This is a genomic window from Enorma phocaeensis, from assembly GCF_016901575.1.
In the GTDB taxonomy this organism is placed as follows: domain Bacteria; phylum Actinomycetota; class Coriobacteriia; order Coriobacteriales; family Coriobacteriaceae; genus Limicola; species Limicola phocaeensis_A.
Genome location: NZ_JACJKQ010000011.1, coordinates 20612 through 32564 on the forward strand (window position 1 = coordinate 20612; position 11953 = coordinate 32564).

11 protein-coding genes are annotated in these 11953 nt (G+C 65.3%); 3 read left to right on the top strand and 8 right to left on the bottom strand.

Annotated features, from left to right (window positions below; all coding sequences use genetic code 11):
- Nucleotides 1-663: 663 nt before the first annotated feature.
- A complete protein-coding gene (locus H6A15_RS06865; RefSeq protein WP_289544323.1) occupies nt 664-1038 on the bottom strand; it encodes a GtrA family protein in 375 nt (124 codons plus the stop codon).
- A gap of 263 nt (nt 1039-1301) precedes the next feature.
- Here H6A15_RS06865 and H6A15_RS06870 point away from each other — a divergent pair, with 263 nt between their 5' ends.
- Nucleotides 1302-2366: a glycosyltransferase family 2 protein gene (locus tag H6A15_RS06870; protein WP_204673013.1), complete on the top strand. Its 1065-nt coding sequence runs from the start codon at nt 1302-1304 to the stop codon at nt 2364-2366.
- Between the two features lie 137 nt (nt 2367-2503).
- Here the strand turns inward: H6A15_RS06870 and H6A15_RS06875 are convergent, their stop codons facing one another.
- Nucleotides 2504-2929 (bottom strand): GtrA family protein, encoded by a 426-nt coding sequence (locus H6A15_RS06875; RefSeq protein ID WP_204673014.1) that lies wholly within the window; start codon nt 2927-2929, stop codon nt 2504-2506.
- 277 nt (nt 2930-3206) lie between these two features.
- On the opposite strand from H6A15_RS06875, the gene H6A15_RS06880 reads away from it, so the two are divergent.
- A complete protein-coding gene (locus H6A15_RS06880; RefSeq protein ID WP_204673015.1) occupies nt 3207-4094 on the top strand; it encodes a DegV family protein in 888 nt (295 codons plus the stop codon).
- A gap of 279 nt (nt 4095-4373) precedes the next feature.
- Nucleotides 4374-4514: a hypothetical protein gene (locus tag H6A15_RS06885; RefSeq protein ID WP_204673016.1), complete on the top strand. Its 141-nt coding sequence runs from the start codon at nt 4374-4376 to the stop codon at nt 4512-4514.
- Nucleotides 4515-4666: 152 nt separating this feature from the next.
- On the opposite strand, the gene H6A15_RS06890 is transcribed toward H6A15_RS06885, so the two are convergent.
- The 6 genes from H6A15_RS06890 to H6A15_RS06915 form a co-directional block, all read right to left on the bottom strand.
- A complete protein-coding gene (locus H6A15_RS06890) occupies nt 4667-5695 on the bottom strand; it encodes a hypothetical protein (RefSeq protein ID WP_204673017.1) in 1029 nt (342 codons plus the stop codon).
- Between the two features lie 134 nt (nt 5696-5829).
- On the bottom strand, nt 5830-6774 hold the full coding sequence (locus H6A15_RS06895) for an RsmB/NOP family class I SAM-dependent RNA methyltransferase (RefSeq protein ID WP_204673018.1): 945 nt from the start codon (nt 6772-6774) through the stop codon (nt 5830-5832).
- A 514-nt stretch (nt 6775-7288) separates the two neighbouring features.
- Nucleotides 7289-8035, bottom strand: a complete 747-nt coding sequence (locus H6A15_RS06900; protein WP_204673019.1) for an energy-coupling factor transporter transmembrane component T family protein — start codon at nt 8033-8035, stop codon at nt 7289-7291.
- On the bottom strand, nt 8028-9848 hold the full coding sequence (locus H6A15_RS06905; RefSeq protein WP_204673020.1) for an ABC transporter ATP-binding protein: 1821 nt from the start codon (nt 9846-9848) through the stop codon (nt 8028-8030). Before H6A15_RS06905 ends, H6A15_RS06900 begins: the two co-directional genes overlap by 8 nt.
- A 124-nt stretch (nt 9849-9972) precedes the next feature.
- Nucleotides 9973-10554: a hypothetical protein gene (locus H6A15_RS06910; protein WP_204673021.1), complete on the bottom strand. Its 582-nt coding sequence runs from the start codon at nt 10552-10554 to the stop codon at nt 9973-9975.
- 390 nt (nt 10555-10944) lie between these two features.
- A complete protein-coding gene (locus tag H6A15_RS06915; protein WP_204673022.1) occupies nt 10945-11874 on the bottom strand; it encodes a diacylglycerol/lipid kinase family protein in 930 nt (309 codons plus the stop codon).
- Nucleotides 11875-11953: the final 79 nt, after the last annotated feature.

The following is an 11953-nucleotide window of genomic DNA, read 5'->3' on the forward strand; positions in this document are numbered from 1 at the left end:
TCCTGCCCGCCGTTCGTCTATCTGGTTCGTCTATCAGGCCCATCTATCGGGCTTACTTATCGGGTTCGCACATCATGCCCGCCTATCGAGTTCGCGTATCGGGTTCGCACATCATGCCCGCCTATCGAGTTCGCTCATCAGGACCACCTATCGAGTTAGCGTATCGGGCTCCCTTATCAGGCTCGCGCATTTCGTGGGCCGGCGTGCGCCGCGTTCATGCGATTCGTTCTAAACATGCAAGAATTTACGTTTTAGCGCCAGAAACGTAAATTCTTGCATGTTTATATTGCTGAGAGGCAGTCGATGGGCAGCCCAACAGCTGGGAGGGCGCACGGCCGGCGATTACGCGGCGCCAGGATTGTGGGAGGGGGCGCCGGGGCTGTGGGGGGCGCTGAAGGGCGGTTCTCGGCGCGGCACTCGATTACGCGGCGCCGGGGCCAGCCGTTCAGTGCCGGGGGAAGTCGGCCAAGCCTCATCGGCCGAGCCCAATCAGCCGAGTCCCATGCGCCGTGCCAATCAGCCGACGCCGGAGCAGGACTGCCAGGCCAATCAACCGGCCCCCAATCGCATCTTCTTGCCAATGAAAACAAAAAAGTTGCCGATGAAAAGAAAAAGCCGGCCCGCGGGCCGGCTCAGACGGTGACGTAGCAATCGGGCGCGCTGCTAACCGGCGAGGAACTTCTTGCGCGTGAAGAAGTTGTACCAGGTCACGCAGAAGGTGGCGATGACCTTCATGGCCTGGTAGCCCACGTTGAGCATGGTCACGCCTACAAACATGTACAGGTCGTTGAGGCCCAGCCCGATGCAGGAGAGGATGGCGAAGATCGTGAACTCGCGCTTGCGGCTCATGTCGTCGCGATGCTCGAACACGAAGCGCATGCTCAGCGCGTAGTTCAGGGCGACGGAGGTGAGGAACGACACCGTGGTGCTCACCAAGAAATCGATATGGAAGAGCTCAACCATCACGACGAGCATGATCCAATCCACCAAAAAGGAGAGGATGCCCACCGCGGCGAACTTGATGAACTGTTGCGTCACGGGGCGCTTGAGAACAGATCGCACAGAACCACTTCCAACGAGGATTGTCAGACACCCACCCGGGCGGAGGCCGCGGAGCGCGTCGGGCATGCGTGGGGCATGCGGGACGGTCGCGCTGCATAAGAGACCCACCCTGTGAGGTAGCAGAACTATACGGTAATCATCAAGAATATGTAAGCCGTCGCAGACGTTCTATACTAGATTTGCAAATTGCGGTCACAATGGCGTCCGGGCATCCGGTCGACCGACGATAAGGAGCGGGTATGGAGGACGTCACCAGCCAAGACGGCGAGCGGCCGCAGCGCGGTTCCGCATCGCCGAGCGCGCCCGTCCTTGCCATAGTGGTGCCGTGCTACAACGAGGCGCCGGTGCTCCCGCGCACGCTTTCCCTGCTGCTGGACGAGCTGGAGCTTCTTCGCAACGAGGGCTCCATCGACGCGTGCAGCCGGCTGCTGCTCGTGGACGACGGGAGCACGGACGGCACCTGGCGCCTGATCGCCGACGCGGCCGCTCGCGACGGGCGCATCATGGGCGTGTCGCTCTCCCGCAACAGCGGATTCCAAAACGCGCTCATGGCCGGCCTCATGGAGGCGCGCGCCTTTTGCGACGCCTGCATCAGCATCGATGCCGACGGACAGGACGACGAGCGCGCGATGGGGGCGATGGTCGAGGCGTTCTCCCGGGGCGCCCAGGTGGTCTATGGGGTGCGGTCGAGCCGGCAGGCCGACGGCGTCTTGAAGCGCGTCACGGCCCAGGGGTTCTATCGGTTCATGGCCGCCATGGGGGCGAAGACCGTCTACAACCATGCCGACTACCGCCTGCTCTCTCGTCGCGTGCTCGACGAGCTCTCCGGCTTTGGAGAGGCCAACCTGTACCTGCGCGGCCTCATCCCGCTTCTGGGATTCCCTTCGGCGACGGTGTCCTACGAGCGGCGCCGGCGCATGGCGGGCGAGAGCCATTACTCGTGGCCGGCCATGGCGGCGCTCGCCCTCGACGGCATCACGAGCCTCACGGTCAAGCCCATCCACCTTATCGCCATGGGGGGAGCGGCGCTGTCGCTGCTGAGTTTCGTGGGCGTCATCTGGGCGGTCGTCGTGTCGATTTCGGGCCATGCGGTTCCCGGCTGGGCGAGCCTGGTGTGCATCATCTGTCTCATCGGCGGGCTGCAGCTGTTTGCGCTGGGCTTGATCGGCGAATACGTGGGACGCATCTATCTCGAGGTCAAGAAGCGCCCGCGCTACATCGTGGAGCGCCGCGTCGGGCGCGCCCCCTCGCGTCGGGTCACGCCCGACGCTCCGCGTGCGGCCGAGGCGACCGAGGAGTCCTGACGGGCTGCGCCAAGGACGGTGCGCCAAGGACGGTCGGAGCGCCTCGACAGGCGGCCCGGCAGACATCCGAGGTGGCCCGGCGGGACGCCCCGGCAAGCGAGCGCCCCGGCAGGACGCCCCGGCATGCGACGAGCGGGCTAGCGGCCCGTCCCCCCGGCCCTGCTACCACCCCTGTCTTCGTGCTCCTCGAGAAAGATCTTGCGCGTCACGAAGTTCCACACCATCACGACGGCGGTGGCGAAGATCTTCACCAGGCGGTAGTCGAGCGTGAGCGCATCGGTGCCCACCCACATGAGGGCGTCGTTGATGATGAGGCCCAAAACCGAGAGCACGATGAAGATGACGAACTCGCGGCGGCGGCTCATGCCCTCGCGGTGCCGGAACACGTAGCGCATGCTCGCGAGGTAGTTGAAGATCACCGATACCGTGAACGAGATGGTTGCCGAGATCACCGGGTCGAGCCCAAAGGCCTCGGTCAGGAACACCATCACGCCGAAGTCGATGACGAATGCGATGGCGCCCACCACGCCGAATTTCATGATCTGTGCGAGAAGCTGCTTCACGGGACGCCCCCTTGTCATGTGCGATCGCTGTGTCCGAGGGGCAAGTGTAGCGCTTTTGGGGGACCTGGCCCCGGTCGGGGGCGGCGGTCGGGCAAATCCACAGGGGATGAACGCTCTGGGCCTGCCTGCGCGCAATGTCAACATTGACTGACTTTTTGTAGAGTATGGGCGGACCTTGGGGCAGGCGTGGCTCATACGTGAGATAATGACGTGCGTATGCTGCAAGGGGGGCAGCGTCAAGCGGGCCTCCTTTCGTATAACCAGTAAAGGAGAGCCCATGGCTGATTACATGCTTTGCTGCGAGTCCACTGCCGATATGACCCACGAGCACTTCGAGCAGCGGAACATCCCCTACGTCTGCTTTCATTACGAGATCGACGGCACCACCTATAAGGACGACCTGTACCAGTCGACCACTCCCGACGCCTTCTTCACCCGCCTGAAAAATGGTGCGCAGGCGAAGACCTCGCAGGTGAGCACCGGCGACTACGTCGAGTTTTGGGAGCCCTTCCTCAAGGAGGGCAAGGACGTGCTGCACGTCACGCTCTCTTCAGGCATCTCGGGCACGTACAACTCGGCGTGCCTGGCCGCCGAAAGCCTGTCCGAGCGCTATCCCGAGCGCACCATTCGCGTGATCGACTCCCTCGCCGCGTCCTCGGGCTACGGCTTGCTGGTCGACTATATGGCGGACCATCGTGACGAGGGCATGTCCCTCGAGGAGCTTTCCGCATGGGCGGAGGAGCACAAGCTCGACGTGAACCACTGGTTCTTCGTCTCCGACCTGGACTGCCTGAAGCGCGGCGGCCGCGTCTCGGCCACGAGCGCCCTCATCGCCACGGCGCTCAAGATCTGCCCGGTCATGAACGTCGACTACCAGGGCAAACTCATCCCGCGCGAGAAGATCCGCACCAAGAAGAAGGCCATCGTCCAGCTCGCTCAAAAATGCATCGAGCATATCCAGGACGGCGCGAACTACACCGGCAAGTGCTACATGTCGCAGTCTGCGTGCCTCGAGGACGCGCAGGAGGTCGCGCGCCTAATCGGCGAGCAGGTCCCCGCGCTGAAGGACAACATCCAGATCTTCAGCATCGGCACGGTCATCGGCTCGCACACCGGCCCGGGCACCGTGGCGCTGTTCTTTATGGGCGACAAGCGCGTCGACTAGCCGGCTCGAGGGCTCGGCGCGCCGCGCGCCGGACGGCTGGGGAGGCGAGGGTTCGGCGCACGTGCCCGGACGGCTGGGGGCGAGGGCTCGGCGCGCTGTACACCGGCTGGCCTGCCCTCCGTCTTCGCCGCCCGCCGCGCTTGCTTCGCAAGCCGCGGCGTCTGTCTGAGCTGCCCTCTTTTGATGTGTCCCGACCGAGCAGGTGGGGAATCTGGTAAGCTGTCGACGGGTAGGCGCCGAGGACGACCATAGAGGAATGGTGACAAGGCAATGGGCATTATGGATATCGTCGAGCCGATAGCGTTGTTTATCGGCGTGATTTTGGCGGCAGCCCTTATCTACGCCTTGATCGCAGCCGTGAAGTCGCGTTTTGGCCGCAGCGGCGACGGGCGCCGCGGCGGCGGCAGCCACATGCGCTAGGCCTGCCTCTACATCTCATGCAAACAAAAAAGGACGCGTCTGTGCGGGGCGCGTCCTTTTTGCTATGAGCTGAACGTCGTCAAGAGGCGCAGTCGGCCCACCTCATCCGGAGCTGCCGGAGGCGACGGGAGCCTGGCCGCGGCACACGGCGCCTAGCGCTTGCGATTCCGGAAAAAGAAGTGGGGGAAGCCCGTCTTCTGCTCCGGTTCGGCGGCGATGTTGTCGATGGCGTCGTCGGGGAAGGGGATGTCCGAGCGCGCCTCCAAGGGGTTGACCTCGCCTGCGGAGATCGGGTCGATGGAGGGCACGGGATGTTCGCCCTCGCCTTCAAGCTTGCGGTAGCGTTGCATCATGTCCGCCTGGAGCATCTGCGCCGACGGAGGCGTCCAGATGATGGCGTTCGCTCCGGCGCGGATGGTCTCCATGACGCTCTCGGCCGACTTGCCGCCCGTGGCGATCAGGGGCAGGGTGGGGAAGCGCTCGCGCAGCTGGCGCAGAACCGTCGGAGTGTCGCGGCTTGCCGCCACGTTGATGATCTTGGCGCCGGCGCTCACCTTGGCCTCGGCGTCGTCTGCGCGCACCACGGTCGCGATCACGGGGATGTCCACGATGCTGACGATCTGCGACACCATCTCGGCCGACGCGGGGGAGTTTACGATGACGCCCGCGGCGCCCTGCATCTCGGACACGGCGGCAAGCTGCACGGAGCGCTTGCCCTGCGTGGTCCCGCCGCCCACGCCCACAAAGACGGGGCACTCGGCAGCGGTGAGCAGCGCCTGCGTGATGGCCGGCTGGGCGGTAAAGGGGTAGACCGCAAACACGGCGTCGGCGTTGGCGTTGCGGATGACCGCGACGTCGGTGGAGTACAGCATCGATTTGATGCGCCGTCCAAACAGCGAGAACCCGCTGGCCTCCTCGATCTCGTCGGGCACGCGCAGGGCCGCCTTGCGCAGGTTCCCCTCGATCGGCGAGGGCTCGAGCGGCAGCACGCCGACGGGCGTGACCACATGCGGCGCCTCGGTGAGCTCGGGCGAGAGCTCGATCTCGGAGAAGTCCACGGCGGCGACGATGTCTTCGGAAAGCTCCGCCGGCACGCGCAGGGGAGGTTCAGGAGAGGGGCTCGGCATATCGACGTCCGTGTTGTCGGACGGCGTGGCTGCAGGCATATCTTCAAGGTTCATGGAGACCTCTCAATCATCGGGGGCGGATGGGGCATGCGCCGCGCGGACGCGAAACTGTCCTGTTGTACCCGTATCGGCTGTCGCGCAAGCCGATGATTATGGAACGCCCGCAAGCGTTTTACAAGGGTGCGGCCCTACTTTTTGCGGACGCGTGACGCCTTCTTGATTTTGGCGAGGTAGAACCCCTCGAATTCCTTGGTGGGGCGCACGGTGAGGGTGCCCTCGAGCCCGTTGGGAACCAGAGGGAGCGCGCCTGAGAACATGGCGGGCTCGAGCGGCGCCACCTCGCAGTCGCGATGGCGCTTGAGGGCTGCGCGGACCTGGTCCTCATTCTCTGCGGGAAGTATCGAGCAGGTGGAGTACACAAGGACGCCGCCGGGCTTGAGCACGGTCAGCGCCCGGTCGAGCAGCGCGCGCTGCGACTTGGTGACCTTGGAAAGGAGGTTCGGGGTGATGCGTTTCTGGGCACGCTCGTCGCCGGCGCGCACGGTGCCCGTCCCGGTGCAGGGGGCGTCCAGCAGGATCCGGTCAAACGAGAAGAACGTGTCGAGCTTGCGGGCATCGGTGCGCATGACGTTGATGTTGCGCGCACCGAGCTTGTCGAGGTTGTAGGCGAGCTTTTCGGCGCGCGGGCCGTTCATCTCGCAGGCGGTGAGGTGAGCGTTGCCGCCCGTGAGCGCCGCGATCTGGCTTGTCTTGCCGCCGGGCGCCGCGCACATGTCGAGCACATCCTCTCCGGCGGCCGCCTCGAGGACAAGCGGCGGCAGCATGGAGGAGAGGCTCTGCAGGTAGATCTTGCCCTCGCGGTAAAGATCGAGCTCCCACAGGGCGCGTTCCCTCGTGCCGGCGTCCAGAACAAAGGCGTCTGGATACCACGGCACGCGTCCAAAGCCGATGCCTGCGGCTTCGAGGGCCCGCGCGACCTCGTCCGCCGATGCCTTGAGGGCGTTGGCGCGCAAGGTGACGGGTCGCTCGCAGGCAGCGGTGCATCCTGCGAAGACCTGCTCCGCATCCGTTTGGTTGTAGGCCGCTTCGACCTCTTGGACGAGGAAGGAGGGCAGCTGCGTGGTGTCGATCATGGTCGCGCCTTCTCTAGGGTCTGTTCAGGTGGAGCCAGGGCCAGCGCCGCGGGCTCGCGTTCCATTGTGCCGCATCTGCCGGGCGATGCAAGGAGCCCGACAGATGCCTTGCCCAGGGAGCGGCATCGCGCCATGTTTTGCGACGCGGCACGGCTCGGCACGGCGGCCGCGCCCGTCTCGACGAGGTCGCCCCTCTGAGGCAGTGTTTGTTGCTCTATGCATGGCTTGATGTCATCTACCGAACATGTATGCATCGATTATTCATGGCAAAAAGAAAAAAGTCTCAGGAGGGGCTCAAACTGTGCAAAAAATCGATTTGTCGGTCATGGTGGGCGCATTATCGCGACCGACAAATCGACTATTTGCACACGTCACTGGCTGAAGGTGCAAAAAAGCCGATTGTCGGCCATGCATAATCGAGCTCCTTGACCGACAAATCGACTTTTTGCACAGAATGCCTCTATTTGCGTGATTAGCGCTATAACGTGCGAGATTGACGCTGCGAAGCGCCTCTCTACAGCAGGATGCCTGCGACGATGAGCGCGATGCACGCCGCAAAGGCAGCGATGTCGATCCCGCGGACGGGGTAGCGCTTGTAGGAGCTTGCCCGCGTGCGCAGATAGAAGCCGCGCTGCTCGGCTGCGAGGGCGCTCGCGTCGGTCTTGCTGACCGATGAGATGAGCAGCGGCACGCACAGCGGCAGCATGAGCTGGAGCTTCTTGATGGGGTTTTTGGTATCGTATTCGACCCCGCGCGCCGTCTGGGCCTCCATGATGGCGTTCATCTCCTGCGAGAACACCGGCACGAATCGCAGCGCCGTGGTGAAGGTGAACGCGTACTTGTAGGGAACGTGCAGCTTTTCCACGCAGGCGTTTGCGAGGTCGGTGAGCTTGGTCACCATGAGCATGAGCACGAGCGGGAGCGCAACGCCCAGCAGGCGCAGGCAGGCCTTGCCGCCGGTGATGAGCCCCTCGTCGGTGGCGAAGGCGACCACGGGCGTGCCGCTGCGCACAAAGGCGAGCTGCAAAAGAAGCATGATGAGCGCCACGGGCACGAGCAGCTTGAGCAGGCGGGCGAGCCTTCCGAGCACGCCCGCGTAGGCAGCGAGCAGCAGGGTGATCGCGAGCAGTCCCACGAGGGCGGGGTAGCCGTCCGACAAGAAGGTCGCGGCGATGATGGATGCGGCGAGCGCCAGCTTGGCGACGGGGTTCAGGCGGTGCAGAAGGGTGTCGCCAGGTACGTAGTCGATCACGTTAAGCATGGTCTGCAAGCTCCTTTACGCGGCGGACGATGTCGCTGACCTCGGAGATGTGGGCAAACGTTGGCGAGACGTCGCGAGCGAGGCGCCCGGCGAGGTCGATGACCTGCGGGGGCGTGACGCTGGCGCGCGCCATGAGCTCGGAGTCGGCGAAGAGCTCCGAGGCGGGGCCGCGCCCCAGGATGCGCCCGTCCGCCATGACCACGATGCGCTCGGCGAAGTCGCTCACGACCTCCATGTCGTGGCAAACCATGATGACGGCGCAGCCCTTGTCCGCCATGTCGCGCACGGTCTCCATCACGGTCATGCATTCCCGGTAGTCCAGGCCGCTCGTAGGCTCGTCGAGTACGACGACGTCGGGGTTCATGACCACGACGCCGGCGAGCGCCACCATCTGGCGCTGTCCGCGCGAGAGCGAGAAGGGGGCCTCGTCGCGGGGCAGCCCGAAGCGGTCGATGACCGTCTCCGCCCGCCGCTGCGCCTCGCGCGAGTCGACGCCCTGCAGCTCCAGCCCGAAGGCGACCTCTTCGATGACGGTGTTCTTGCAGATCTGCCGGTCGGGATTCTGGAACAGCGTGGACACGTGCGCCGCGATCGCCGAGACGGGGTTCTCGCCCGTGTCGAGCCCGGCGACGCGCACCCTGCCCCTGCTGGGTCGCAGCAGGCCGTTCAGCAGCTTGGTGAGGGTGGTCTTGCCCGCGCCGTTCTGGCCGACGACGCCCACGAGCTCGCCGGGATAGACCTCGAGCGAGAGGTCCTCGACGCTCGCGCCCCCGCCGGGATAGGTGAAGCCAACGTGCTCGAAGGTCAGCACGGGCGCGGCTCCCTCGGCATGCGGGCGCCGGGGGGCATGCGGGGAAGGCGTCGCCGCATGCGGGGTCGCGGACGTCTGGCCGGCGGCGCAGGCGTCCGCTGCGGCAGGGGCGGCGTCGGCACCTGCGGCGCCCGGGCCCGTCGCGTCGGCGCGGCGGATGATCTGCGCGATCAGGTCGTGCGCCTCCTCGACATTGAGGCAGGGGTCGTCGGCAGCGCACAGCCCCGCGGCGGCGAGGCTGTTGGAAATGCGTGCGGTGCGGGGGCTGTCAACGCCGAGCTCCCTCAAGAGCTCCGCGCGGCGAAACACCTCGTGCGGCGAGCCCTCGAGCGCGATGCCTCCCCGATCCATGACCACGATGCGGTTGCAGTGGCTCGAGAGCAGCGCGACCTTCTGCTCGATGACGATGACGGTGATGCCGAGGCGGCGGTTGATGTCGGCGAGGGTGTCGAAGACCACCTGCGAGCTCACCGGGTCGAGCGCGGCGGTGGGCTCGTCGAGCACGAGCACGCGCGGCTCGAGCGCCAGGATGGCGGCGATGGCGACCTTCTGCTTCTGCCCTCCCGAGAGCGTGGCGATCTCGCGGTGGCGAAGCTCGGAGATGCCCGCCGTCTCGAGCGTGCGCGCGATGCGCCCCTCGATCTGGTCGTGGGGCACCCCGAAGTTCTCAAGTCCGAAGAGCAGCTCGTCCTCGACTACCGAGGCGACCATCTGCGCGTCGATGTCCTGGGCGACCGATCCCACGGTGCGCGAGATGTCGGTGAGGGTGATCTCGCAGGTATCGTGCCCCGCGACGCGCGTGGCGCCGTAGAGCTCGCCGGTGAAATGGTGGGGGATCGCGCCCGAGAGGCATGCGGCGAGCGTCGACTTGCCTGCGCCCGAAGGACCGATGATGCCCAAAAAGTCTCCCTCTTCAACGCGGAGGGAGACGTCCGAGAGCGCGCGACGCGCGTCGGCGTCGTAGGAAAACGAGACGCCGTCCATCTCGATGATTGCTGCCATGAGAGCCTTTCCGCCGCGCCGCCGCGGCCATGTCGTGCTGCCTTCAGGAGTCGCGGGCAGCATATCACAGAAACGGCCCCGGACGGCCTGCGCGGCGTCCGGGGCATGGTTGCTGGGCACGGGGCTAGTCGTTCAGCTTGAGCGCCTTCTTGACGGGGATGTAGAGCGCGCCCACGAGCACCGCGTTGAACACGGCGGTGAGGGCGACGACCGGCAGCATCGCGGCGGCGATGGCCATGTCGAACTGCATGACGGCCATGCGGATGAGCATGAAGATGAAGCCCGAGACGAAGGTGGTCACGAAGGTGCCCACGGTGGGGACGACGGCCTTGGCGGGGGTCTTCATGCCGGCGTTCACGATGAGCGCCATGAGCATGGCGGCGATGCCCTCTGCCACGAAGTCCGCGCCGGGCAGGCTCGTGGTGATCTGGATCACGGCGGCGGAGACCAAGCCGATGACGAGCGCCTGGAGCAGGCCGGGGCGCACCACCAAGATGGTGAGGCAGAAGGCGGAGATGATGAACTCGGGGCTGATGAGGTTGCCCGAGATGGCGCCGATGGCCTTGCCGGCCGTCATGTTGAGGATGAAGCCCGCGGCCAGAAGGACGGCGAGCAGGACGAGGGCCTTGATGTCGAGCTTGCCGCGGTCGGGGGAGGAGACGGTGCGGGCGGCGGTGCGGGGCTGGGAGGAGAGCTGCTGGGACATGGTGGTCAACCTTTCTCGAGGATGCCGGCAAAGCGGCTGGTGAAGCTTCGTGTCGCGGTGCGACGTCGGGGGCGCGTGATGCGAGGGGAATCGGTCTCAAGGGGTCGCGGGGGCCGCAGATAACAAAAAAGCCCCCGGTCTCCCGGGGGCTCCGTGCCGCCTGTCTAAGAGATAGGCGTGATGGATCTCACCGTCGACCGACCGTATTCACATCACGCCACCACCAGTTCATGCGAGCGGTGCAAAGTGCGTTCTTCATGCTGGTGGCTCCTTTCGTGGTAGGGGCCCGAAGGCCTTTCAAGCGATTGAGGGCACTATAGCATAGCGAAGTGCCTTCGTAAGCGCGCACGCAAAAGATTGCGAGCATGTTTCCTGCGGGGCGGGCCGGGCTTACGCCTGCGCGTGCTGGGCGAGGTTCGAGAAGTCGTCGATGATGATATCCAGGCACTTCGGCAGCACGCGGGCGCCGAAGACGCCCTTGTTGTTGGAGATGACCTCGCCGTCGAACTGCATGCCGAGCGACGGCGTGCAGCTGATCTTGACCTCCTTCGCCTGGAACATCTTGAACTGCGGACGCCCCAGGCCCTTGCCGGCGGGATCGAAGACGCCTGCGATCGCGGTGGGCAGCAGCTGCACGAGGCGCGCCGGCTCGATGACCGCGATGTCCAGCAGGCCGTCGTCCATGCGGCAGTCGGGGAACAGGTTGATGTCGTTCTGGATGACCGCGGTGTTTCCCACCATGCACGAGATGCCGTCGAACTCGTCGACCTGGCCGTCGTGCTCGATGGTGAAGTGCGCCACCTGCGGCTCGAGCGTGGAGAGGGCCGACAGCACGTAGGCGATCTCGCCGATGTCGCTCTTCGAGGGAGCCGCCTTCTCCATGATGGTGGCGTCGAATCCCGACCCGGCGATGATGATGAAGCCGTGGCGGCAGATCTCGCCGGCCTCGTCTTTCCAGTAGAGCTCGCCCATGTCCACCTTGGCGGTGCGCCCCTCGCGGCACGCCTTGGCGAGCGCCGCCGCCTCGGGGGCGTTTCCGATGTTGGAGAAGAACAGGTTCGCGGTGCCTGAGGGGAAGATGAGCGTGGGGACCCCCGTGTCGCGCAGGCAGTCGAGCACGCTCGACACCGTGCCGTCGCCGCCCGACACCACCACGCGGTCGAACGAGGAGACGTCCTCTACCGCCTGCTCGGGCTCCATCCCGTCGCCGATGTAGCGCAGGACGATCTCGTCGCCGCCCTGGGCGAGCGTGTGGGCGAACGTGTAGATTTCGTCCGTGCCGGGGCCGGAAGCGGGGTTATGGATGATGAGGCAGCGCATTGCTTTCCGTTCTTCTATGGGGCTGCTATAGTTTCGGCGAACGTAGCGTATAGTTACGTTGACCGATATCCTACCCCCG